The organism is Dyadobacter sp. NIV53, from assembly GCF_019711195.1.
Classification (GTDB): Bacteria; Bacteroidota; Bacteroidia; order Cytophagales; family Spirosomataceae; genus Dyadobacter.
Genome location: NZ_CP081299.1, coordinates 1,159,604 through 1,185,015, shown reverse-complemented (window position 1 = coordinate 1,185,015; position 25,412 = coordinate 1,159,604). Strand labels below are relative to the sequence as shown.

Here is a 25,412-nt window from a genome sequence, read left to right as displayed (position 1 = left end):
AATAATTGCTTTTTTATTTAATGATTCTTTCCAGAATAAATTCCTTGTAGAAGAATCCTTTATCTATGGCTGTTAGCCGCTCTGAATCAGCTTTTTGATAATCTGTATTTTCAGGGAGGATTTGTGAGATCTGGCGTGGTACCATCAGATTCCAATACGCAAGCGTGCCATTTTTTTCAGTTCCGTCAATGAGCGCTTTTGCAGTTTCCCTGAATTGTTTCTGATCCATATACTCAAAAATATCAGAAAGGTTCATGCCATTGAATTTGCCATATTGCTTGATCGCATCCTGCACAAAACCCTGTTTTAAATACAGCTGATTCATATTTGACCGGATTTTTCCATAATTTTCCCTTTGCAGATAATGGGGTAGAAGTATATCAAAAGAACCGGTAAGTGTGTATCGGAGGATGAAATTTTCGTACACAGCGCCGGATTTCAAATGGTTTGCAGCTTTATCAAAAATAAACTTTGAAACCGAACCTTGCACCTGTTTCAGAAATTCCGGGTCGCGGCCATATTTTCCCATCACATAATTGCTGAAAAATATTCTGAAGAGTAATTTCCAACGCCAGGTATTCCATTTGTCTGTATAAAACTGCTCCTGCTGCTTTTGTGATTTTACCCTGAAAAGTTCTTCAATTGTTCGTTTTGAGTGGATCCAGGGCAAAATCCTGCCGCTGAACAATTGAAAATATTTCTCGAATTTTCCCTGATGGATGATCCCGTTTTTAATGAGAATAAGATTCGATTCCCAGTAAGATCTGGCTTCGGAGCTTAGTTGGTTTTTAAGAGAATGAAAACATTTCTCCCGGCTGTCAGAAAGCGTAAATCCCAGAAACGCAAGAGTTTCTTCATATTCCAGGTTCAGGATACAAATTCTTTTTAATTCAATTAAATACAGTTGAATTCTATTAATATCCACTGCTACAACCATTTCCGGATCAGTTGTCAGCAAAGAAAAACTGTTGTCACCCGCAGAACCTACCGACAAAATTTTACTTCCATTGGCAGGCGACAATCCTTCCAGCAAAATTGTGGCATCTTCCCAGCAATTTGCGTAGCGTATGATTTCAAAATTGACGCGTTCTGTTAAATCCTGATCATTCATTTTGTAATAATCCTGATTGTGCCCGTACTTCCGTCCATTTCGATTTCATCGCCTGTTTTTAATGTTTTGAGCAATCCGGTAACACTCACAATGCAGGGTTTTCCCATTTCCCTTGAAACAATGGCTGAATGACTGAGCAGGCTTCCGCGTTCAACAATAATGCCCAATGCTCCCGGAAAAAGAGTGACCCAGCCCGGGTCCGTGCTGGAAGTAACCAGTATGTCGCCGTTTAGGGAAGAAACTTCATTGGGGTCCAAAACTACTCTGACCCGCCCCGAAACTTTCCCTGGTGAACATCCTATTCCCTTCAGGTCACCCTGATGTGCTTCAACTCTGTTGGTATTGAAAAAATCATTGGCGTGGTAAGGAGTGCCATAAGTTGCAAAACGCTCTGATGGCGGAGCTTGTTTCTGATAATTTTTAAATTCATTTTTTCGCAAAGCAATCAGGGATTTGATATTTTGTGTAACTGCTTTTCCTTCTATGTAGCTAAAAATTTCTTCTTTCGTGAGATAGAATATGTCACGTTCATTGTCAATTATCTTACCGGAATAAAACCTTTGTCCAATATGAAAAAATAACTGGCGCACAATTCCAAACGCTCTGGTTCTTTCATAGCGCAGATTTTCACGTGCACTTACCAATTCCCTGGTGATTTTAAGCGTACGTTTCAGTTTGAATTTTTTGTAAAAATCCCGGTTAAGCTTGTCCTCAATTTCATTTTCTGCATTTTTCCGGATAACGTTTTCTCTTTTGCCTGAAAACTGATCCGATGTAATACCGGTCTCAACATAGGATTTGAGAACCCGTATAAATTTGGCCGGATCCTGGGTGTAAGATACCGTTTCCAGTTTTAATTCACCTACACAACGTTCACCGAAATCCAGGATATATTGATCAATTTCCTTTTTTACGACAACAAACTCAGCAGAAGTATTTGAGGTGAGGTCTTTCAGAATAGATTCTTCATTTTTGGAAGTAAAAAGATCTTTCAAAATGGACGAGGCTGTAATATGAGTGGCCAGCCGGATACTCCGGTGAACTGGTTCTACCGAAATAATATCGCTGCTGCCGCATAGCAGGTCATTGTGAATATTAGGATTTTGATCGATATATTTTTCACACTGTTTTTGTAATATCCCGAACCATATCATGGCGAAAAAATCATTCAATAACGGAGCCTTCCATTCCAGCAACAACGTTTTTTCAAAATTGCGATACAGGAGCATCAGCTCACCCGCATTTTTACCGGAATAATTGATCGTTTTGTATTGCAGGATTGTCTTATCCAGTAATAACATAAATTCCTTCTTTTTACGAGGCAATGAAAGAAAACGAAAAAACATACGTACTGCCATTTTTGCAATACTCCACCAAGCTTTTCCTTTTGACAAACGATAAGTTTCCGGAATATCAAACCGTTCTTTGACACCCATCATTTTTTCCATAAAACGGGCGTTGATGCTGTATCCGGGAAGCATTGCGAGCATGTGGTACCAGGTTTTGAGATTATAATAGACTCTTCCGTTTATAAAACCCAAAGTATTGGAAAAAACGGTCTCATTATCTTCAATAACATTTTCGCTTACACCAAGATAAATACTGAAAAGCTTATACGCCGTTTCGTAGGATTTGCTGATAAAGGAAAAGGTCAAAGGTGTTGTTACGCCCGGATACGACTCAATAATGTTGCTGTTATCCCAGAGAATATACTCGCCGGTTTCGTCATTTTGCGGTTTCAGTGTAGTGATCGGCCGGGTTTGCAGCAAATACAAGGTTTGGTTTTTAAATGCAAACTCAATATCCTGCGGCTGGTTAAATTCATTTTCAAGCTTGTCCAGCACTTCTCCCAGTGTAAGAATTTGCTGCTCGTCTAATGTAGCCTGATGAGATTTTTCAGAAGAAACTTTTGTCTGTATGATGCCATTTTCGTTTTCACTGTCAAAACTCATTTTATGTATTTTAACAGCTAATTCACTAAAAATTGTAGTGCCGTTTATAACAAAATGATCAGCGTTGAGTTTTCCGGAAACCAGGCCTTCACCAAGCCCGAATACGGCATTGATAAGCTTTTCATTTTTATTGCCGTTGACGGGATTGGCACCGAAGGCGACTCCTGCAACATCGGCATCTGTCATTTCCTGAATGATTACGGCAATGCCCTGTTGACCGGAAATATTGTGATGTTTTCTGTAATTGGCAACTCTTTGTGAAAATGCAGAGATCCAAACCTTTTTGATGTATTTTGCCAGATTTTTTTTCGAAACAAACAGTTCACTTTCAAATTGTCCGGCAAAGGAATGACCGTCACCGTCTTCATCAGTTGCCGAAGAACGGACTGCAAAATATTGAGTTGGGCCAAATACAGAAATCAGTTGTAATAGCAATTCATCGCTGATATCAATTTGTTCAATAAATGCTGAGATTTCTTCCTGACCGCGATTCAAAATATCTGCCGGGATCATTTCCTGCAAAACTTCCCAGGGAATTACTGCAAATTTGGGAACGTTCATCCCAATTTCTTTCAACCGGAAAAGATTTTTTGCTTTTCCGCCAATCGTAAAACCCGGCACTTTTTCTGAATCAGAGATGAAATACATTATTCAAACAATAATTTTGAAATCATAGGCCCTCCACCGAGAGTCAGGTACATGGCAAGAGTCCAGAATGCAGATGCGTACTCGATTATTTTTGACAGCTTTTCAGTCCTTTTTTCTAAAAATAAAAAAGCTGGGATCACACAGAGCACGAAAATAGTTCCAAGAACAATAAAGGCTGTTTTGCCATATCCGGCGAAAACAGATGCAGCAATGCTTAGAACAAGTGTAATGATAAGAATAAATACCCAAAGCCATATGGCCTTGTTGATTCCAAGCATGGATGTGTAAGTGAGTACTCCCTCAAATTCCTTTTCGGGCGTTCTTATTTTCCTGCCAATTTCAAGGACAATTCCATTCATGTAGGATACGGCAAAGAAGAAAAATAATCCCGCAGGCGCTTTTGCATTAGCAAGGAGCCAGTCCAGCCCGCTGGCATAGATATCAATGAGCGGAATGATGAACATATGCGAAGTAATGTACCAGAACTGATGTTTTTTGAGCCAATCGGATATGAAAAATTCTTTCCCCATCAATAGCAGATACCCAATGATGACGGCATAGATCAGCAGCATTTTTGGAAAGAAGAACAGGTTCAGGAGGAGCTGGGCAACTGTCACGATTACACCCATAATCATCAATTCCCGGAAGGAGACTAATCCTCGCGGAACAGGAAGTGTTTTCCGGTATTTTGCATCATCTTCGGCGTCTTTGAATTCATCGAAAATCCGGACGAGGAAGAATAAAGTAACCGTAGTGAAAATTCCTGTTGCAAATATTTTCCAGTCCACAAATCCGGTACTCCCCCGGCATATCCGGGAATAGGAAACTGCCGAAAAACTGAATGCGGCAACGAGCAATCCATGCCCGAATATTGGAAACCGTTCTTTTTGATATATGTAAAACCTGAAAAGGAAATGCGCGTTATTTTCTTCGTCTTTACTGAATTCATTTCTCTGAACAGGGAAGGTCATTTTTTTCGTCTGAATTTTTGATGTGCTGATGAAAAATGTCCGGCCAAAAATGCTGGAATGGTAATCTCAAAGGCCAAAACCAGTACTCCGCAAATTTCTGCAAATTTTCCGGCTTTTTACCTGGCATTGGTATTGACGCGTTTTCGGTATGATACTGAGAGGGCTGCCCGATTGCACTGGTGTTCTCATAGTTCATCTGCTAGTTTTTTTAACTTATGGACACATGTATTACTTAAAAGGTTGCCTGAACTTACAGAATTCATGTTGGACAGGCTCTAAGTATCCGCAGAAATTCAGGTGTTTGATAACAATTATACTTTCCCCGGCAAGTGGCTTAACTGGACTTGCTACCTTTAAGTGGACATTGAGTTAAGTGAAACTTTTATAACTTAACACTTATGTCTGGAGAAAGAAGAGTATTTGACAAGGAGTTCAAACTGATGAGCGTTGAACTAAGCAATAGCCGCACAGACCTTGCTGCACTGGCAAAAGAATTGGATGTTCCACCTGCTATGCTATACCGCTGGCGTAGAGAGTTTTCTGCGAAACAAAACGGTAGTTTTCCTGGCAACGGAAAGGTGATTTTAAGTGAAACGGAACAGGAATTGGCCCGGCTAAGGAAAGAACTCCGCGACACACAACTTGAACGAGATATCTTAAAAAAGGCTGTAGGCATTTTCTCCAGGAGCGATGGCAAATATTCGGGTTCATAAAGGATCACCGGAAAATATTTCCCATTGAGAAAATGTGCATGGTTTTTAAGGTAAGCAGAAGCAGGTTTTATACTTGGCTGAGCAATAAACTATCGGATACAGCTATTGAAAATCAGACCCTTATCGATAAAATAATTGTTATTCATGGGGATAGTAAACAAACGTACGGAAGCCCCAGGGTCACTCAGGAATTGTACAAACTGGGGGTGAAAGTGTCCCGTCCAAGGGTCGCCAGACTGATGAAGAAAGCAAAAATAAGAAGTATTGTCAAGAGAAAATTCCGTGTCACAACAGATTCTGAACATACATATCCGGTTGTAGCAAATAAGCTTAACAGGCAATTTAAAGTAGAAAAAATAGCTACTGCGTGGGTGTCTGACATCACATACATTAAAACGACGCAAGGTTGGCTATATCTCACCATAGTACTGGATTTAGCTGACAGGAGAGTAATTGGATGGGCGCTTAGTTCAACAATGAAAGCTATTGATACTGTGATACCTGCGTGGAAAATGGCTCTGAAAAATAGAAGCGTAACCTGTGAATTAATTTTCCATTCGGATAGGGGAATTCAATACGCCTGCAACGAATTTAAAAGTTTGCTGGACAAAAGCCCACTGGTAATAAGAAGCATGAGCAGAAAAGGAAATTGTTGGGATAATGCGGTTGCTGAAAGTTTTTTTAAGACCTTAAAAGCAGAATGTGTTTACCAAAATACTTTTATTAATAAACACCAGGCAGCAATAATTGTATTTGAATATATTGAAACCTGGTATAATAGAAAGAGGCTTCATTCTGCCCTCGGGTACATGTCACCAAAAGAATTTGAAGAACTTTTAAATATGCAGAAAATTGCGGCTTAACATTTTGTCCTCTTTATTGTTGCAATTCCATAACCAGATGTTAGTTTTGAACTTAATGACAGGATGTAAGTAACAACTTCGTACTAACACCTTTTCTTGCAATATCCGGTAACGTTGTTATGATCAGAAATTACTTTAAAATTGCCTGGCGCAATCTTGCCAGAAGCAGGAGTTATTCCGTAATCAATATTGGCGGGCTTGCCGTCGGAATGACAGTCGCTATGTTGATTGGCCTGTGGATTTATGATGAATTGTCGTTTAATAAATACCATGAAAATTACCAGGGAATTGCGCGTGTAGTGCAGCAGCAAACCCTGGACGGAGAGATAAATACGGGTAATAATCTTCCGGCGCCGTTGTTCAAGGAGTTGCAAACTAACTTTGATGCAGATTTTGACCGTGTGGTGATTACATCCTGGCTACAAAAGCATACGCTGGCGTATGGCGCATTGAGTTTTACACAGCCAGGTAATTTCATGTCAGTTGGTGCAGCAGAAATGCTTTCTTTGAAAATAATCAGCGGGAGTGCTTCCGGGCTAAAAGATCCGGCAACGATCCTGCTTTCCGAATCAGTAGCAAAAGCTTTTTTCAAGAATTCCGACCCGGTTGATAAGATGATGAAAATCAATAAGGATCTGGATGTCAAAGTGGTTGGGGTTTACGAAGATGTTCCATATAACTCAGAATTTCATGAATTGGGGTTCATTGCACCTTTCGATCTGTTTGTTTCATCTACCCGATGGGTGAAAGATGCCGTAGAAAATAACGAATGGGAGAACAGTTCTTTTCAAATCATGGTGCAACTCTCAGAAAATAGTGATTTAAAATCAGTCTCAGACAAAATAAGAGATATCAAACTCAGAAAAACGGATGAAAGGGAGTTGAAATTCAAACCACAAATATTGCTGCATCCAATGAGCCGCTGGCACCTGTATTCCGAATGGGTTAACGGAAGCAATGCCGGAGGACGTATTCAATTTGTATGGCTGTTTGGCATTATAGGAATATTTGTACTGCTGTTGGCGTGCATCAATTTTATGAACCTGAGTACGGCCCGATCGCAAAAACGCGCCAAAGAGGTTGGGATCCGAAAAGCGATCGGCTCTTTGCGGCTGCAATTGATCATCCAATTTTTCAGTGAATCTTTCCTGGTTGTATTTGCTGCCTTCTTTATATCGCTGATACTCGCACGGCTGGTTTTGCCCACCTTCAATGAAATTGCCGAAAAGAAAATGTCTATTCCCTGGGGTGACCCTGTTTTTTTGCTAAGCGGCATCGTTTTCACACTTCTGACAGGGCTCATTGCAGGGAGTTACCCGGCATTCTATTTATCTTCGTTTGAACCTGTAAAGATACTCAAAGGCAACTGGGCTCCATTGGGGTTGCGTGCAACACTGCCGCGGAAAGTTCTGGTCGTTCTGCAATTCACGGTTTCTATCACGCTGATTATCGGAACATTGGTAGTATACAAACAAATTCTTCACGCAAAGAACCGCCCTATTGGCTACAACAGGCAAGGGCTCGTCACCATGCTGGTCAATACACTGGATTTTCATATGCATTTTAATGCTGTATTGGATGATCTGGTGAAAACAGGAAGTGTGACTTCGATAGCAGAGTCGGCAGCACCGCCAACCGAAGTTTTTTCAGCAAATGTAGGTTTTGAATGGAAAGGCAAAGATCCGGGCCTGCATTCAGAATTTGCAACTATCGGGATTTCGCCCGATTTTGGAAAAACAGTAGGATGGGAGTTTATTGCAGGGCGTGATTTTACCAGAACTTTTTCTTCTGACTCTGCCGGATTTGTGATAAACGAAGCAGCGTTGAAGTTTATGGGACTTGGTAAGCAGAACCTGAATGATGCGATTGGCGAAACAATCACCTGGGACGGCAGGCGTTTTAAAGTCATTGGTGTGATCAAAAATATGATCATGGAATCACCTTATGATGCGGTCAGGAAATCTATCTTTTTCATTCATCCCAAAGGGGGGCGTTTTATAACGGCGAGGCTCAATCCAGATGTTACTGCCGGTTCAGCAATAAAAAACATTGAAACCATCTTCAAAAAATATGCTCCCGATTCACCCTTCACTTACCAGTTTGTAGATCAGGAATATGCATTAAAGTTTGCTTCTGAGGAAAGGATCAGCAGGCTGGCATTGCTATTTACTGGATTGGCCATTTTTATAAGCTGCCTTGGACTTTTTGGAATGGCATCATTCATGGCAGAGCAGCGGACGAAAGAGATTGGTATCCGTAAAGTGCTTGGCGCATCAGTCGCTAATTTATGGCAGGTGCTTTCAGGCGATTTTTTAATTCTGGTAGCGGTTTCAAGTTTGTTGGCAGCACCCACTGCCTGGTATGTTATGGATCGCTGGCTGGAGAAATACAACTATCATACGCAAATTTCATGGTGGATTTTTGCAATTGCCAGCTTTGGAACACTAGCGATCACCCTCTTTACAGTGAGCTACCAGGCAATTCACGCAGCACTGCTCGATCCAGTAAAAAGCCTGCGTGGCGAATAAAGACTTGGTGCATCAGTACATATTCTAATGTTAATTTTAACCAAACTGCTTAATGAACATTACTGCCGCATGAAATTAATGGTGGATGTACTGTCTTATTATTCCTGTTTTTAGAATAATAAACTAATTACTGAAACTTAACGAAAACAGGTTTGGAAACTATTACTCACTCCTCAGCACATCCACCGGATTACTCCCCGCAGCCTTCATTGTCTGCAAACCGATCATGAAAAATGCAATCAGTAACACGGCCATCAAGCCGGCGAACAGTTCCGCAATCTGTACTGGTGTGTGATAGGGGAAATTTGTTAATACGAATTTTTCGAAGAAAAAGTAAGTTACAGGCAGGGCGATCAATGCTGATATGGACAGGAGCAATAGAAAGCTGCGACTTAGTAAGTACACAAGATTGCCGGATGTTGCACCCATCACCTTGCGGATTCCAATCTCTTTTAACCTGGTTTCGGTTGTGAATACTACCATTCCGAAAAGTCCCATCGAGGCAATGGAAATGGCAAGAATTGAAAGAAAACCAATGATCTTGATCATGGTCGAAAATTCGCTGTATGCATCCTCTATTGCTTCATCATAAAATTCAGCCTTAAATGGATGAACGCGATCGATCTTTTTCCATGTGGACTCTATTTTAGCCCTGGTCGCGAACATGTCGTTACTTTGTATTTTGGCATTGATGACTGCCCCGTCTTCGGGTGTCCAGAACATAAATGCCGTCGGCTCAATAAGGTTATCGACCTTGCCATAGTGAAAATCTTTCATGACGCCAACAATGGTCATCCTGCGTTCTTTAATGCGGAAACTACTGAATGTGATCTCCTTTCCGATTGCTTTTTCAGGTTCGTTCGAATTAATATTAAACCGTTTTAAAACCTGCTCATTAACGATCACCTCGCTGGCAGAAGTGGCCGTTGTGGGCCGTGAAATGAAATTCCCACCGGCAATGAGCTTGTATCCATGCAGCGGCAAATAATTTTCATCGACGTGGTTCGTCATGACGAGCGCAGAGTCGTGCGAATCTTTGTATTTCATGTAACCGCCCCAGGCATTCCCAACGCTAGTAACAATCAGCGACTTGGAAAGGGCTGCTACTTCGGGCATCTCGCTTAGCTCTTTTAACAGCGCATCAGGTTTATTGCCCTGCATATTGATGTTAAGAATATTTTCTGTGTTGAACCCCAGATCGAAGGCAAGTATGTTTTTATATTGCACATAACCGACGGCGGTCGTTGTGATAAAAATGAGTGTGACCGTATATTGAATCACCACCAAAGCGCGTCTTAGTGTTACATGTTTGAATACTTTCACTGCTGAAGTATTTCCCAGCGCATTGATTACACTGATTTTGGAGAAAAACATGGCAGGCATAAAACCGGCAATAACGCCAATGGTGACTGAAAAAATGATAAAAGCTGCGACCATAGCCGGCGTGAGATCGAGCTTCACAGTGCGCTGCATCTCCGGGGCCATGTTGATCAGTTGCGGCCGCAATCCAAGAAATATAAAATAAGAAAGAATCAGCGCAGCGAGTGAGATCATTATTGCCTCGGCAAGAAACTGTTGCCGTATCTGGCTCTTTTGCGCGCCGATAGCCTTGCGCAGGCCTAATTCTTTAAACCGGCGTGTTGCTCTTGCGATGGAAAGGTTGGTATAATTGAAGCAGGCAGACAATATTACAATAAATGCCAGGCCACCAAGTATCCAAAGCACAACGGGAGGCATATGAGGACCCGTGGAGCCGCTCATGGAACCGGAACGTAGATTTTCTCCGACTACAATGTCATATAAAGGAAGGAGTTCGAGCTGGATATTCGTTTTTTCTTCCGCCAGATTTTCTTCTTTTGCAATAGCGTCCAACTGTGACTGGATTGAGGTTTTATCGGCATTTTCCGGCAGCAGAAGATATACAGAATTCGAAAACATGTTGGACCATTCTCCGGAACGCGGGTCATTTTTACCTTTTTGTTCAGCCGTAGAAAGCGATACCAGCGCTTCGAAATTAATATGCGAAAAGAAGGGAACGTCCTTCATGATACCAGTCACCTGATAATCGACCGTATCGAATTTGATAGCCTTACCAAGCGCCGAACCGTTGCTGAACAGCTTTTTCGCTGCCGTCTCCGTAAGAACGATCGAATAAGGATCGCGTAGCGCAGTTTCGGGATTGCCTTCCAGCATGGGAAATGTAAATATCCGGAACAACGAAGGTTCCGCCCAGAAACCCTTGATTGGAATAATATTCTCGCCAACTTTTGCATCCTGTGAAAAATCATTGCCCAGAATAGCCACTTCCGAGCCGGCGTTCCGGTCAACGCCGGTCACTTTCTCCCGGATAAGCTTTCCCGTTTTTACAGATGTAGACGAATATTTTTCGCCGATCGCTGCCTGGCCGGATTCCGATCTGCTGCCTCGTTCACCTTTGAAAGTCGCAACGTTGGTGATCCGAAAGATCCTGTTACCATTCTTATTGAATTTGTCATACGAACGGAGGTCGAGCACGAACGCGATCAGTAACAACCCGACGGACATACTGATGGCAAGGCCGACGATATTGATGGACGAAAACAGTTTGTTGCGCATTAAGCTGCGTCCCGATGTTTTGAAGTAGCTTCCGATCATGATCCGGTTGATAAAAGGGTTTACAAATTTTGCTCTGCGTATTAAAATGTATTTGAATGTAGATTTTGAATAGCTGAATATATTTTTTGACAAATCAAAAAATTCATGCCCCATTCCCGATGCCCTTAAATTCAGTAAATAACAAAATTTTCATTATTGAGGCTGTTCGATAATGAACAAATTATCCGGGAAACGTACACTTTTCCAATGTTACGGATTGCAGGTTTATTAAAGTTAAAAAACCGCTCAATTGTTCAATATTGTTGGGGCTATTAAACTTTAAAGCTAGTTTTCACCTTGGCAAGCCTGCTTCATTTTGGTAATTCAACCCTCATAGTTATACCGCTGATTCGTTCTAAACAGGTGAGGATGTATTGGCTTCAAGAATGTGGTAAACCTTGATTTGCATACAATCTTCGGGGCTTTGCATACAGCTGTCATCCCGATGTTGCCGAATTTTGTATCATAAAAAAATCAGCATGATGGAAATGAAGAAAATAGCATTAGGAAGTCAGGGTTTAATTGTCCCGGCAATTGGCCTGGGTTGTATGGGCATGACCGGTTTTGAAGCAGGTAACATGTATGGCAAGGCAGATGAGAGTGAAGCGATTGCTACCATTCATCGGTCATTTGAACTGGGCGGTAACTTTTTGGACACCGCAGACTTATATGGACCGTTGAAAAATGAACAGCTTATCGCAAAAGCAATTGCCGGAAACCGGAACAAATACATTATTGCTACCAAATTTGGCTGGGAAATCGATGATAATGACAAGGTAACCTGGGCTATCAACGGTAGAAAAGAATATGTAAAAAAAGCTGTGGAACGTTCTTTGAAAAACCTTAACACGGATTATATTGATTTGTATTACATGCATCGTCTGGATAAAACGACCCCAATTGAGGAGACAGTTGAGGCTATGAGCGATCTGGTGAAAGAAGGGAAAATAGGTTATATAGGCTTATCAGAAGTATCTTCCGAAACTGTAACAAGAGCTCATGCGGTACATCCGGTTACCGCAGTGCAAAGCGAATATTCGTTATTCGAGCGTACCGTTGAAGAACGTGGCGTTTTGCAGACATTGACTGATCTCGGCATAGGTTTTGTTGCTTATTCGCCGCTCGGCCGCGGATTCTTATCAGGGCAAATCCGTAGTATCGACGACTTGCCGGAAGATGATTTTCGCAGGGCAATTCCCCGGTTTCAGGAAGCTCATTTTTACAAAAACATCGAATTGGTTAAGGCAATTGAGACCTTAGCCGGCGAAAAAAATGTTACTTCGTCGCAGCTGGCACTGGCCTGGATCATGAGCAGGGGAATTGTACCGATTCCGGGTACGAAACGCAGGAAATATCTGGAACAAAATATAGAAGCAGCCTCTGTTCAGCTAAGTGAAGTAGATTTGCAAAATCTTGACAAAATCGTACCCTTAGGCACCGATACCGGCAAGCCATACGACGAGTTTAGTATGGGGCTAATTGATTAATTTTTTAGCGGCTGCATTTTCCTTATTATGCAGCCGTTATTATTACATTCGTATTTGAAAAGCTTAGTTATGAACGCAATAAAATCTGTTTCTGAATTTCATCGGTTATTGTCTTTGCCTGAACCCCGGCATCCGCTGGTTAGTGTCATTAACCTGGCCGAAACCATTTTCCTGGAAGATGATGTCTGGAAAGGTTTTGTCAACCGGTTTTATTGTGTAGCCCTGAAAAGAGAGGCAACGGGCAAGATAAGATATGGGCAGCAGCACTATGATTATGACAAGGGCGTATTAAGTTTTACTGCGCCAAATCAGGTTCAGTATCTGGATTTGCAGAGTATAGAATGCGGCTCGGGTTACCTGCTTATTTTTCATCCGGATTTTTTGCTTAAACATTCGCTGGCGGGCAGTATCAATAATTATGGTTTTTTCTCCTACGCTGTAAATGAGGCATTGCACCTTTCAGCCGAAGAAGAGGGTGACCTTATTACCATACTGAACAAGATTGATAAAGAATGTGTACATATTGATAAGCACACGCAGGAAATCATTCTGTCGCACATTGAGTTGCTGCTTAATTATTCCAACAGGTTTTATGAGCGGCAGTTCATCACGAGGAAGAATAATAATTATGAATTACTTGCAAAATTCGAGCAATTAGTTGCTGAATATTTTGACACCGGCAACACAGCAGAGCAAGGCTTATTGACAGTACAATATATTGCCGGGCGTATGAACCTGTCGCCAAATTATCTGAGTGATCTGCTGCGTGTGCATACCGGGCAAAATACACAACAGCACATCCACGAAAAGCTGATTGAGAAAGCCAAGGAAAAACTCACCACTTCGAGCTTATCAGTCAGCGAAATTGCATACGCTTTGGGTTTTGAACATTCGCAGTCGTTCAGTACACTTTTTAAAAAGAAGACAAAGATGTCGCCTCTGGAATTCAGACAAACATTTAACTGACAGGAATAGTATTACAGACAGTCATTTGGCAATGATTTGAATGGTTCATACGGTTCGCATGGTACTGCTGAATAAGACTTCAGTAAAATGGAGAATTTCTTTTCCGTCGTTAGTTATTCGAAAAATGCGGGCAATCTGTGAGTTATCGAAGCAGCAAGATCGTATTCCTGATCACTTGTTTACGGCCGCCCTCAAATTCAACCAATAATTCATAAGGGTAAGAGCCGGGCTGTGCTTTATTACCTTTATAAAAACCATCCCATAATGCATGCCCGCTTTGTATCGTTTGATCACTGTATGCAACCACTGTTCCCCATCTGTTAAATAACCTGAAATATCTTATTTTCAATTGGGTACTGGAAAATTTTATGTCCATCACTTCATTTTTGCCATCAAGATCAGGAGAGAACGCCGTAGGAATGTATACTTTTTCAAAACAGTTTTCACCGATCGTAATGGATCGGGTTACATTGCAGCCGGCAGTATCAACGATCATCACGTTTTGATTAAGAGGTGACAAGCCGGTGAATGTAGTATCAGTCACAAAATTGATCCCGTCTATGGAATACAACAGCGGGCCACTACCTGTGGCATATATCGAAACAGCCCCGTCACTTTCATTACAGCCTGCATTATATTCTATGACATTGTGTATTACCGGTGCCGGGGCTTTTCCGACAACAATTTTTTTATTCACTGTGCATCCGCTCTGATCTTTAACGAAAATCTCGTATGCTCCCGGTTCAACCTGCGGGAAATAAGCTGAGGTTACATACGTTTCACCGTCCAGCGAGTACTGCAGTTCACCTGAGCCTGTTGCGATCACTGAGACAGAGCCATATTCCGCTCCGCATTTTGCATTTTCAACTTTGATATCCTGCAAAGTAACCGCATCATTTTTGTCCTCTACTTTCACAACCATACCCATTTCGCAACCTATCGAATCTCTTACCCGGAGATTGTACTCACCGCTTTGCAAGTCGGGAAAAACGCCTGATTCCTGAAATGGCTGATTGTCAAGTGAATAAGTGAGCAGTCCGTAGCCACCTTGCCCCCTTACCCGAAGTATACCGGTTTCAGACGTGCAGGGCTGATCGACATACACCGTTAAAAAGGAGGGACGCGTTTTCTTTTCAACCTTTACAGCGCGCGTTACCGTACACCCTGCACCTGTTTTGACAATTACCAGATAATTATTCGCATACAGATCCGTAAACACGGGGGATGACTGGTACATGCCGTATTCCAGACTGTAATTCATTGGTGCATCGCCTGTGGCCGTTACTGAAATTGTGCCGTTATCGGCATCGCAGCTGGCAGGTGTCACCTGCACGTCCTGGATTTTGGGCTCGCTAACTTTAATTATTACGGGTACAGGGGGCGTTTCTGTGTCGTGGAAGGTCTGCGTTACATAAAAAGTGTCGGTGCGAGTTACCTGTGTTTCATAGGAATTACCGCTGTGCAGCAATTTCGATTTTTGTATGTCAGGATACCAGCGAACATCTTTTCCTGTCACTTCCATTGTTGCCATTTCTCCTGCGCAATAAGTATCGCGCGTTTTGAGCCTGAGTCTGTACAAATCCATTGTAAGCTTCATGCCGCAATCAAACTCCCTCATTCCCAGTATTCTTTCTTCTTCGGGATAATATGTAAAAGAAAATTTGCTGTAACAGAGCAGGGCAAAATCAGCAATGTGCATCCCTGTAATTTGTGAAAAAACCATTTCACCTGCATTCATGTTCACTGAGGCGCCACTGATATTCCAGAGTACAAAATAAGGTGTCTGGCTTGTAACCTGCTGAAAACAATTTCCATTGATCGTGTTGCCATTTTGGGTGAGCTCCATCGTGGTGGGCCAGAAAGTGACGGCATTCGGTCTTGGGCCAAAGTCCATCCCCTGCCAGTAGCCTGAAAGATCCTGTCCGGAAACAGGGAAAAACCAAATTAAGGCAAACCAAATAAAAACCAGGCCTTTTAAAGATTTCTTCATATAAAGCTATTCCCGGCAAAAAAGTGTATAAAATGGCATTCCGTCAGGGCATAAATTATTAATTAATCCGATTACAGTTATTAGCGTAATAGTACAATGTTATTTTTTGAATAACTGAAATTTAATACTTTTAGAAAAATAATATTTTGTGCCATATCCACCTTATGGCAAGAGTTCCCACATAGAGGGATAACAATTGGTGCCTGCGTATAAGTGCTTAGTGAACTGCTTCCTTTAAGTAACAGAATCCAGGCATAGTTGAATAGAGAAGCCAGCCTGTTTCAGCACCAGAAAGCAACCTTGGTAAATTATTTTTGAGTAAATTATTGAAAATATCTGCTTAACAAAATAATGTGTTTTCAAAAAACAAGGAATAAAGGCTGGATTTTCTACTGCAAAAAGCACTAAACCAAAACCCGAAATGGAAATAAAAGGTACAACAAGTGAAAAGTCGACTGCTTCCCGGAGAGACTTTGTTAAAGCGGCGGGCATAACTGCAGCTGGTTTTATGATTGTCCCGCGGCATGTATTGGGCGGAAAAGGCTTTATAGCGCCAAGTGACAGGCTGACCGTTGCCGGTGTTGGGGTCGGTGGCAAAGGAACGTCCGATCTTTCTCATTTTTTTAAAAGCGGCAAAGCAGACATTGCTTACTTATGCGATGTCGACGATCGCCGTGCTACGACCAGCATTACCAATTTCCCCAAAGCCAAATATTATAAGGACTTCCGGGAAATGTTCGACAAGGAATCAAAGAACTTTGATGCCGTTTCAGTTTCCACGCCTGATCATACCCATGCGGTGGTAGCCATGGCGGCGATGCAGCTCGGAAAGCACGTCTATCTGCAAAAACCGATGACGCACGACATTTACGAAGCCAGAAAACTGACGGAAGCAGCAGCGAAATATAAAGTGGTGACCCAAATGGGAAACCAGGGTTCATCAGGTGACGGCGTGCGAACATTGCATGAATGGTATGATGCCGGCATAATAGGTGACGTGGATACGGTTTATATCTGGACCAACCGGCCGATCTGGCCACAAGGCATACCCTGGCCAACCGATAAACCACCAGTTCCGAAAGAACTTGACTGGGATTTATGGCTGGGTACCGCGCCGAAAAAAGACTATGTAGAAAACCTGATCCCGGGAAGCTGGAGAGGATGGTGGGACTACGGAACCGGCGCACTGGGTGACCTGGGATGCCACCTGATGGAAGCTCCGTTCCGGGTGCTTGGACTGAAATATGCAACGGATATGCAGGCAAGTGTAGGAAGTGTTTTTACGGCATTTGGCAAAAGAGGTATTTTTCCTGACAGCTGCCCGCCGTCGAGCCACGCGACACTTACTTTTCCGAAAACACCAAAAACAAAAGGGCCTGTAACCATGCACTGGATGGACGGCGGTATCAAACCGGAGCGTCCGGAAGAACTTGGCCCGAACGAATTGTTCGGAGACGGAAACAGCGGTATTTTGTTTGTAGGTTCAAAAGGCAAGATGATGGCCAGCGAATACGCAGCCGATCCGCGCTTGCTTCCGCTAAGCAAAATGCAGGAAGTAAAAGTGAAACAGAAATTTGCCCGCGTACCTGGAAGCGCTGATGGCCACTATGCACAATGGGTGGAAGGCTGTATCGCGGGTTATGGTAAAATGGAACTGAGCTCGCCATTCGACCTGGCCGGCCCGTTGACCGAAGCGATCCTGGGAGCAAACCTGGCAATCCGTGGTGCAGACATGCCAAAGGCGAGAGAAGATGGAAAAGGCTTCACTTATCCGGGAAGTAATATGAAGATGCTTTGGGATGCACAAAATATGAAAGTAACCAACTTCGATGAAGTAAACCAGTTTGTTCGCCGCAATTACCGCGATGGCTGGAGCCTGGGAGTTTAATTCTTTTCAGTTAAAAAAATTGAAAGCGCTTTGACAATCACAGGATCGTCAAAGCGCTTTTCTTTGGTGCTGCTGAAACTTTTTAGCGCCACTATTTACAATGCTTAATAAGTGGATAATTTGACTCTTAATTGGAAATTACCCAGATATTTTCTTGCAGTACAGTTTTAATCAAAGCATGTAATGACTTTTTAGACTTTTTTATTTGTTCATATCTTTTAATTCACATCCAGGCTGCTTTGCCCACAGCTCAATGCTGCTGGCAGGCTGAATTCCCATCCGTATAGCACCAAGGGTCAGGAGCTCAGATTTTCCCTGAATGATGACGTGTAGAATAATTTGTGGCAGTTTAGCAATAACGTGCATCAGCTTTTGCCGGTCTGTGTAATGCGATGGCAGCCATTATCCTAACCAGAAGAAATTACCGTGTTATACCATAAATGTATTACGAAGAATTGGTTTATAAATCAATTGGATTATGATTGATGCTATTTTTTTACAGTAATTTTCAATTTACATGCTACCATAAATAATGCCCCTGAAAACATTCCATCACCAATTTTTAATGATTTTTTATAATAAAGATCTTTACCGAACGCGTATTATTTCTATATAATTCATAAAATAATTTTTTAATTATATAGAATTTATTCAAATTTGTATTTACTATACACAAACGTTAATTATAAAATGTTAAGAAAATGGATTCTAAGCCTGTGGCTTTTAGTTCTGTTATTTGGGGCAATATCACTCTTCTGGTATAATGACTGGGTTTATCAATTGCCTACGCCTGTCCCGAAAAATTATATACCAGTCTCCATTGGGCATGTTATTGATTTTCATGGGCTTTCAGGCTATGAAAAGGAAAAGCCTGTTTTTATCCATTTTTTCAATCCGGATTGTCCGTGTTCCCGTTTTAATATCAAACATTTTCAATCACTTGTCCGGCAATACAGGAGTGAAGTCACTTTTGTAGTAGTTGTGATGAGTAAGAAGAGTTACACTGCTGAGGCGATTCGAAACAAATTTGGTACAAACCTGAAAGTTTTATTTGACCAGGATATCGCAGGATACTGCGGAGTATATTCCACGCCGCAGGCAGTGATCCTTAATCCTGACCGGAAGTTATATTACAGGGGCAACTATAACCGCAGCCGCTATTGTACAGATGAGAAAACCAATTTTGCCAAGATTGCACTGACAGGCCTTTTGAGTAATAAATCTGGTAACATATTGGATCCCCTGAATTCAAAATCTTATGGCTGTAGCCTGCCTTATTGTAAAAATTAAAACTTGTTTTAGGTACAATCATGGAGTATTATCTCAATCCATCCGGTAATAACACCGCTTCACTTGTCTTAGGGCTAAAAGAAAGATCGGACAAGCTTATGAATTATTTCCTGATAGGATACTTCCTGATGGGGCTTGTTTTTGCGTCCTTTTATGATACCTGGCTTATTGCTTTTGGTGTAGGCGGGCTTTCCTTGCTGGCCTATTACTCAGCCAAGATCGTACTGCCCTCATCGGATCTTTACCAGTATGTCCTGAGTGTGGTTCTGGCAATTTTCATGGCTCAGTATATCTACCAGATGCACGGACTCTTTGAAATGCACTTTTACGCTTTTATTGGAAGTGCCGTACTAATAACTTATCAAAAATGGAAACTGCAGATTCCCATGATGATCGTTGTATTGGTTCATCATGCCGTTTTCGGTTACCTGCAAAACTCGGGTTTTACTCAAATTTATTTCACCAGGCTGGACTATTTTGATATGGTTACTTTTGGAATCCATATCTTTCTGGCAGCAGTCATCTTCGTGATAAGTGGCTTATGGGCTTATATGATGCAAAAATACAGTGATATTCATATTCAGCAGATGATTAAGATGGCTGATCTTGAAAACGAAGCCCAGCTTTCGCATGAACGGAAAATCAGTGAAGAAAATTTGAAACAGGCCAATACGCTCCTGCAGGCGTCCAACGTTGAGCTTGAAAAATCCCGGGAGGAAGCTGAGAAGGCGAATCAGGCAAAAAGTATATTCCTGGCCACTATGAGCCATGAGATCCGGACGCCTATGAATGGGGTTATCGGAATGGCTGCCCTGTTACAGGAAACGTCGCTTTCTGAGGAGCAGCGTATGTTTACCGATACTATTGCAACATGTGGTGATGCATTGATCAATGTGCTGAACGATATCCTTGATTTTTCGAAAATTGAATCGGGTAAACTCGACATGGAGACCGAAGATTTCAACCTGCGTCAGTGTGTGGAGGATGTTCTGGACATTTTTGGGGCCGGGGCGACAAAACTTGGAATTGACCTGGTATATGATATTGACGAGCAGGTGCCTTTACAAATCGTTGGAGATTCATTACGCCTCAGGCAGGTACTTATCAATCTTGTTGGCAATGCACTTAAGTTTACGCAGCAAGGGGAAGTTTGCATTTTTATCAATTTGCATAAAAAAGATCAACAGGAAGAATTGAATCTGATGTTTGCGGTAAAAGATACCGGTATTGGTATAGCGGAAGATAAACTGGCAAGTCTCTTTAAAGCATTTTCACAGGTAGATTCCTCAACCACGCGTAAATATGGCGGAACAGGGCTGGGACTTGCGATTTCCGAAAAGTTGGTACGTTTAATGGGTGGAGAATTCCATGTGGCCAGCGAACCGCAAGTAGGCTCTACTTTTTCATTTACCATAAATACCCGGAAAGGTACCAAACTTTTAGAGCCTTATATTCAGTATGATATGGCGGCACATCAGGGAAAACAAATCCTTGTAGTGGATGATAATGCAACAAACCTGGCAATTTTAAAACGGCAGTTTGAGTCCTGGAACCTGCAACCGATAATGGCTGATAATGGGGTGGATGCACTACAATTATTACAGGAAAATCCGGCCATTAAGCTGGTACTCACAGACATGCAGATGCCACAAATGGATGGATTGATGCTCGCAAAAAGTATAAAACAGTCGTTTCCTAACCTTCCTATTGTCCTGCTCAGTTCTATCGGCAAGGAGTTTGTTGGGGATCAATACGGTCTTTTTGCTTCTGTTCTTAACAAACCAGCCAGACAGCATGTTATAGGTAAACATATTCTTAACGCACTTCAGAAACAAATACCGAGCGGTTCCGAAGCTTTTGTGCAAAAGAAATTATTCACGGATTTTTATCAAAAACACCCATTCAGGTTGCTGGTAGCCGAGGACAACAAAATGAATCAGCGGGTGATTTTGAATATCCTGCGTAAACTTGGATACGAACCTGATATAGTCAACAACGGGCAGGAGGCACTTGAAGCTGCAAATCAAAAAGAATATGGTCTTATCTTCATGGATCTGCAAATGCCGGTTATGGATGGTCTGGAAGCTACACGGCTTATCAGGCAAACCATCGTCAAACAGCCGGTTATCATTGCCCTGACAGCCAACATGATGGGGGATACGGAGAAGGATTGTCTTGAGGCTGGTATGGACGATTATCTGGGGAAACCAATCAGAATACAGGAGTTGATGAACAAGCTGCAAAATTGGTACAACAAGATCTTCCTGCCTCTTGAATAAACCGGCGCCTATTTGATATTACAGCCTCCCTTTCAGAATTGGTTTATTCCGAAAAGGAGGTTGTTTTTAATTTATCTTACTACTCTGTCAGCAACACCTTAATAGTCTCGGTGAATGTTTTGGATTGGATTTTCATAATGTATATGCCTTTCGATAATTGCATGGGCGTGACGTCCACTTCATGCAGAGATGCTGAGGCAACGTGCAGAGATGCGGGTGCAGTTGCTTGCCAGGATTGTACCTGAAATGTTTTGCCCGATAAATTGATCAGCTGCAAATCCACATTTCCTTTATGTTTGCCCGATACATTTACTGTAAAGCGTTTTCCTGCCGGGTTTGGATATAGGCTGGACGCTACAAACTCAGTTTCTATGTTAGCCTCAATCTGTGTCTTTGGCACTACTTCCGTCATATCGTCCTCAGCTCCGGCCCTTACCGCTGGCGATGATACGGCATTAATGATAAGCTGGGGCGGGTTAGCGGTATTTTCCCTGCTATTGAAAGTTAGCTGAATATTCTGGTTCGTTGGGTTCGTTATGAAGAGGGTGACAATTTTGTCCCCTGCAAGCTCGGATTTAACAAATGCCGTTACATCGATTTCGTAGTACTTAGCAGCATTGTTTACGTTCACTGAGCCGATTGCTTCTGTTGGGATGAACGGGGCGTTCGACCAGGTAATGCCGGTTTCTGCCCAGCTGTCCCTTGGCACACCATAGGCAGCTAAGCTGACATTACCGCTGTTTTGTACATTGGAACCGTACAGGCGCAGTTTGGCAGATCCTACCTGGCTGATGCCTGCCAGTGAGAATTTCAGGTAAGCATTCCGCTCATAACTGGCCAGGCTTCCGGTCTTGACTTCCAGAGTTGCAAGGGTGCCAAAATTAGTTTCATTATTAGGTGTATTACGTACTGTGGCGTCACCAAGCGGCCCTAAAACTAACTGCGTAGGTACGACTTCAATAGCCGCAATAATCGGTTTGTCGGCTGCACCGGTCAGAAAGTTAATATTTAAAATACCATCTGTTACGTTCACAGTAAATGTTTCTGTTCTGGCACGCATCGCTCCACCGGCCGCGGAGAAAATATCATAATTGGTCAGTTTTCTGGCTCCTTCCATATCAACATGGAACCTGCGTTTGCCAGTCCCGGCGGAACCGCCTTTTCCCGGAACTCCCCAGAAAAGTTCGGCGAAATGCAGTACGACGCTCACTTGTCCGTTGGCAACGGGAATTTTATACTGAAAGGTCGAACCAAAGCGCTGTTCCCGGTATAACTGGTCGTCGGCCGTATTCAGGATGTCACCAACGGGTATTCCTGAGAGCTGTGTAGTATCGCTGAAATACTGGTCGGCTGAAAAGCTGCGGCCCGCGGATGCGGTAAAAGCTGCACCGCCTGCATTGATCCGCAATGAAGCGGGAGGCAATGCCTGATATCTGTAAAGTTCTGCTCCGGCCGATCCATTATTGGCAGACATAAGCAGCGTTCCGTTATAGTTGGTCACACTATTAAATCCTGAGCTTCCGTTTAGGTTAAAATCCTGAACCATACTGGTGCCTGCATCTGAACCGTCTGTCTGCCATAACTCTTTTCCGTGTACCTGATCGGATGCTGTAAAGTAGGCAATATTCCCAACGGCCGTAAGTAGCCTTTTGTCACTCTTACCGGATAATGCTCCAATTTCTTTGACCAGGCGTGTGCCTGCGGCTGTCCCGTTGCTGACCCATAACTGGTCACCGTTGTCCGGATCAAATGGTATGAAATAGAACAGGCCTGCTGCGTAAGTTCCTCCGGAAATATAATTAGAGATATCCGGATGGCCATCGAAGCCGGCAAGCCTGAATGTACCGGCTGATGTACCGTCGGTCCTCCAAAGGAATTCCTGGGAATCACCCGAATATTCGTAAGCACTGAAATACAACAACCCGCCGGCCTGGGTGAGTCCACCAACATACGCGTCTGACATGCTATACAAAGATTTTACGATAACAGTCCCGGTAGTAGTCCCATCCGTTCTGACCAGATGCAGGCCAGCCGGATTTTCGATCGTATAATACAGGAAGCCGTTCAGGATTGTTGCACCAAAACGCATAAGAGTATTGGCACCATCCTGTCCACCTATATTTTTAATGATCGTAGTACCGGCCGCAGTACCTGTTGTCTTCCAAAGTTCATAACTATCCGTGCCATCCCAGGCCGGAAAAACGAGCTGACCGCTTATTATGGCCGGTTTAAAGCCGGGAGTGGAAGGAAAGCTGGTCACCTGCACTGTGCCAGCAGCTGTTCCGTCGCATTTCCAGAGCCGGAGTGTCCCGCCTGATGAAACCACACCAAAATACAGTACCCCATTTACATCAATAAGGCCTTCTATGTGGTCACTGGCAGCCTGAACCACATTTTTCACGAGTACGGTACCCGCTGCTGTTCCATTGGTTTTCCAGATTTCCTTTTCATTAGAGACAAAAAACAGGTTTCCGTTTACTTTTGTCAGCTGTTCAGGATTTGAACCTGCCTGGCCAGGTATGACATCTTTTACCAGGACTGTTCCCGCGCTTGTCCCGTCGGTTTTCCAAAGCTCACGCCCGTTTATTCCGTCATCTGCAGGCATATAACGAACACCATTGAAATTCGCAAAGTTGCCCGGATAAGAGCCAGGAGGGAAGAGGGTAGTGATCCTTATGGTTCTTGCAATAAAATCCGACTTGTATAGCTGGGAGCCAGATGAACTTACACCATTAAAAAATACATTTCCGGAAACATTAACAGGATTGCTTACCGGAAATTCAGCCACTTTCTGTGTACCTGTATTCGTGCCGTTGCTTTTCCAAAGCGTCTGCCCGGATCCGTAACCGGTTAAGAAGACTGCCTGCTTGCCGATGGCAAACATGCGGTCAAACTGCACTTCGACAGCCGGATCCAAGTCGCTAACAAGCACAGTGCCGGCATCTGAACCGTTGCTTTTCCAAAGTTCGTAACCTTCGGCAGACGTTCTTGCCGCGAAAAACAGGGTGCCGTTAACATTGGTCAGCAGCGTAGGCTCGGAACCATTGCCAGCACCGGAATAAATATCTTTTACACGGACCGTACCCGAAGTAGTACCGTCAGATTTCCATAGTTCTGTATCGGTATACTGTTGTCCGGCCGGAAAATAGATCGTTGAGCCTGCCAGCACCGGGCTACCTGCGGTTGCAAAAGCTCCTTTTATAGTTGTTACCGTATTTCCATCCGTCCGCATCAGGGTTTTGCCGTCGGAATAATACATGTATCCATTGAGAACAACCGGCTTAAAACTGCTTGAAAAAACCGGCCCGGACACAGTTGCTGTTGTTGTACCATCGCTTTTCCAGAGCCTGTAAGTTGCATTTTGCCCTGATCCTGTTTGAATCAGAAAATACATGAATCCGTTAAATTGAAAGAAATCATAAGGCCCGGTTGAACCGAAAGGTGCCGATGGGAAACTTTTCACTTTTACAGTTCCTGTTACTGTACCATTGGTTTTCCAAAGGTTTTCTGTTGTCCCGTCGTATGCCGAAAAGTACACGGCACCTTTGTATTCAAAAATGTCGAGCTTTTCGTATGCTGAGCTGTAAACCGGATGCAGTGGTAAGGTGCCTGACTTTGTTCCGTCACTGCGGAAGAGCCAGTAGCGGCCATCATACAGTGCAACAAAAAATACATTTGTGCCCGCGGCAGTAAGGTTTTTGGGAGGGACATCAATGATTTCGGGCAGTTCAGTCAGTACGTAAGTTCCCGCGGCGGTGCCGTCGCTTCTCCAAAGATTCAGCTTATTGATCTCGTCATAAGCCAGTGCAAAATACAGGCCTCCTGCGGTCACTGCTTCTTTTGTCCGGATACCCCGATAGGTACCTTCTGTATTGATGTCCTTTACAAGATCAATTGTCTGTGCCTTAGAGACAATTGATAATAAGGATAATAAAACTAAGCATAAGTAATTCTTTTTCATGACGTTAAGTTTAGATAGTTTGAGCTTTTAGCTCTTGTTCAAATGATAGTTACAGGATTTGCATTATTGATTTGCCGCTATCCTAACAGTTGTCTGGTTGTAAAGCGGTTGTAAGAGTATTGTTCGCCAAA

Annotated in this window: 14 protein-coding genes; 7 read left to right on the top strand and 7 right to left on the bottom strand. The window is 42.9% G+C overall.

Annotation, left to right across the window (positions count from 1 at the left end; genetic code table 11):
- Nucleotides 1–13 precede the first annotated feature (13 nt).
- From KZC02_RS04595 to KZC02_RS04585, 3 genes are read right to left on the bottom strand one after another with little or no spacing between them, the layout of a single operon-like run.
- Nucleotides 14–1,111, bottom strand: a complete 1,098-nt coding sequence (locus KZC02_RS04595) for a DUF3419 family protein (RefSeq protein WP_221393041.1) — start codon at nucleotides 1,109–1,111, stop codon at nucleotides 14–16.
- Nucleotides 1,108–3,711, bottom strand: coding sequence for a PEP/pyruvate-binding domain-containing protein (locus KZC02_RS04590; protein ID WP_221393040.1), 2,604 nt, complete (start codon nucleotides 3,709–3,711; stop codon nucleotides 1,108–1,110). The genes KZC02_RS04595 and KZC02_RS04590 overlap by 4 nt, the downstream gene beginning before the upstream one ends.
- Complete coding sequence (locus tag KZC02_RS04585; RefSeq protein WP_221393039.1) at nucleotides 3,711–4,682, bottom strand: UbiA family prenyltransferase; 972 nt, start codon at nucleotides 4,680–4,682, stop codon at nucleotides 3,711–3,713. The genes KZC02_RS04590 and KZC02_RS04585 overlap by 1 nt, the downstream gene beginning before the upstream one ends.
- A 398-nt stretch (nucleotides 4,683–5,080) precedes the next feature.
- Here KZC02_RS04585 and KZC02_RS04580 point away from each other — a divergent pair.
- Both KZC02_RS04580 and KZC02_RS04575 read left to right on the top strand, forming a co-directional pair.
- A protein-coding gene (locus KZC02_RS04580) for an IS3 family transposase (protein ID WP_221389931.1) occupies nucleotides 5,081–6,258 on the top strand; the annotation gives its coding sequence in 2 pieces (ribosomal slippage) (nucleotides 5,081–5,351 and nucleotides 5,351–6,258; 1,179 coding nt in all).
- A 119-nt stretch (nucleotides 6,259–6,377) separates the two neighbouring features.
- Nucleotides 6,378–8,786, top strand: a complete 2,409-nt coding sequence (locus KZC02_RS04575; RefSeq protein ID WP_221393038.1) for an ABC transporter permease — start codon at nucleotides 6,378–6,380, stop codon at nucleotides 8,784–8,786.
- Between the two features lie 162 nt (nucleotides 8,787–8,948).
- Here the strand turns inward: KZC02_RS04575 and KZC02_RS04570 are convergent, their stop codons facing one another.
- A complete protein-coding gene (locus KZC02_RS04570; RefSeq protein WP_221393037.1) occupies nucleotides 8,949–11,420 on the bottom strand; it encodes an ABC transporter permease in 2,472 nt (823 codons plus the stop codon).
- Between the two features lie 479 nt (nucleotides 11,421–11,899).
- On the opposite strand from KZC02_RS04570, the gene KZC02_RS04565 reads away from it, so the two are divergent.
- Complete coding sequence (locus KZC02_RS04565) at nucleotides 11,900–12,907, top strand: aldo/keto reductase (RefSeq protein ID WP_221393036.1); 1,008 nt, start codon at nucleotides 11,900–11,902, stop codon at nucleotides 12,905–12,907.
- Nucleotides 12,908–12,976: 69 nt separating this feature from the next.
- The gene (locus tag KZC02_RS04560) at nucleotides 12,977–13,873 is read left to right on the top strand and encodes an AraC family transcriptional regulator (RefSeq protein ID WP_221393035.1); all 897 of its coding nucleotides are present in this window, start codon (nucleotides 12,977–12,979) and stop codon (nucleotides 13,871–13,873) included.
- A gap of 142 nt (nucleotides 13,874–14,015) precedes the next feature.
- On the opposite strand, the gene KZC02_RS04555 is transcribed toward KZC02_RS04560, so the two are convergent.
- Nucleotides 14,016–15,863 (bottom strand): gliding motility-associated C-terminal domain-containing protein, encoded by a 1,848-nt coding sequence (locus KZC02_RS04555; protein WP_221393034.1) that lies wholly within the window; start codon nucleotides 15,861–15,863, stop codon nucleotides 14,016–14,018.
- A gap of 421 nt (nucleotides 15,864–16,284) precedes the next feature.
- Between KZC02_RS04555 and KZC02_RS04550 the strand changes: the two genes are divergently transcribed.
- On the top strand, nucleotides 16,285–17,751 hold the full coding sequence (locus KZC02_RS04550) for a Gfo/Idh/MocA family protein (protein WP_221393033.1): 1,467 nt from the start codon (nucleotides 16,285–16,287) through the stop codon (nucleotides 17,749–17,751).
- Between the two features lie 201 nt (nucleotides 17,752–17,952).
- On the opposite strand, the gene KZC02_RS04545 is transcribed toward KZC02_RS04550, so the two are convergent.
- The gene (locus KZC02_RS04545; protein ID WP_221393032.1) at nucleotides 17,953–18,117 is read right to left on the bottom strand and encodes a hypothetical protein; all 165 of its coding nucleotides are present in this window, start codon (nucleotides 18,115–18,117) and stop codon (nucleotides 17,953–17,955) included.
- 324 nt (nucleotides 18,118–18,441) lie between these two features.
- Between KZC02_RS04545 and KZC02_RS04540 the strand changes: the two genes are divergently transcribed.
- Together KZC02_RS04540 and KZC02_RS04535 are read left to right on the top strand one after the other, a co-directional pair.
- A complete protein-coding gene (locus KZC02_RS04540) occupies nucleotides 18,442–19,041 on the top strand; it encodes a redoxin domain-containing protein (protein ID WP_221393031.1) in 600 nt (199 codons plus the stop codon).
- Nucleotides 19,042–19,061: 20 nt separating this feature from the next.
- Nucleotides 19,062–21,320, top strand: coding sequence for a response regulator (locus KZC02_RS04535; RefSeq protein ID WP_221393030.1), 2,259 nt, complete (start codon nucleotides 19,062–19,064; stop codon nucleotides 21,318–21,320).
- Nucleotides 21,321–21,399: 79 nt separating this feature from the next.
- Here KZC02_RS04535 and KZC02_RS04530 read toward each other — a convergent pair whose 3' ends face one another.
- Complete coding sequence (locus KZC02_RS04530; protein WP_221393029.1) at nucleotides 21,400–25,281, bottom strand: ELWxxDGT repeat protein; 3,882 nt, start codon at nucleotides 25,279–25,281, stop codon at nucleotides 21,400–21,402.
- Between the last annotated feature and the right edge of the window lie 131 nt (nucleotides 25,282–25,412).

Bases quoted from the DNA above. Each gene is read 5' to 3' on its own strand.
- KZC02_RS04595 (WP_221393041.1), bottom strand. From the start codon at position 1,111: ATGAATGATCAGGATTTAACAGAACGCGTCAATTTTGAAATCATACGC.
- KZC02_RS04590 (WP_221393040.1), bottom strand. From the start codon at position 3,711: ATGTATTTCATCTCTGATTCAGAAAAAGTGCCGGGTTTTACGATTGGC.
- KZC02_RS04585 (WP_221393039.1), bottom strand. From the start codon at position 4,682: ATGACCTTCCCTGTTCAGAGAAATGAATTCAGTAAAGACGAAGAAAAT.
- KZC02_RS04575 (WP_221393038.1), top strand. From the start codon at position 6,378: ATGATCAGAAATTACTTTAAAATTGCCTGGCGCAATCTTGCCAGAAGC.
- KZC02_RS04570 (WP_221393037.1), bottom strand. From the start codon at position 11,420: ATGATCGGAAGCTACTTCAAAACATCGGGACGCAGCTTAATGCGCAAC.
- KZC02_RS04565 (WP_221393036.1), top strand. From the start codon at position 11,900: ATGATGGAAATGAAGAAAATAGCATTAGGAAGTCAGGGTTTAATTGTC.
- KZC02_RS04560 (WP_221393035.1), top strand. From the start codon at position 12,977: ATGAACGCAATAAAATCTGTTTCTGAATTTCATCGGTTATTGTCTTTG.
- KZC02_RS04555 (WP_221393034.1), bottom strand. From the start codon at position 15,863: ATGAAGAAATCTTTAAAAGGCCTGGTTTTTATTTGGTTTGCCTTAATT.
- KZC02_RS04550 (WP_221393033.1), top strand. From the start codon at position 16,285: ATGGAAATAAAAGGTACAACAAGTGAAAAGTCGACTGCTTCCCGGAGA.
- KZC02_RS04545 (WP_221393032.1), bottom strand. From the start codon at position 18,117: ATGCACGTTATTGCTAAACTGCCACAAATTATTCTACACGTCATCATT.
- KZC02_RS04540 (WP_221393031.1), top strand. From the start codon at position 18,442: ATGTTAAGAAAATGGATTCTAAGCCTGTGGCTTTTAGTTCTGTTATTT.
- KZC02_RS04535 (WP_221393030.1), top strand. From the start codon at position 19,062: ATGGAGTATTATCTCAATCCATCCGGTAATAACACCGCTTCACTTGTC.
- KZC02_RS04530 (WP_221393029.1), bottom strand. From the start codon at position 25,281: ATGAAAAAGAATTACTTATGCTTAGTTTTATTATCCTTATTATCAATT.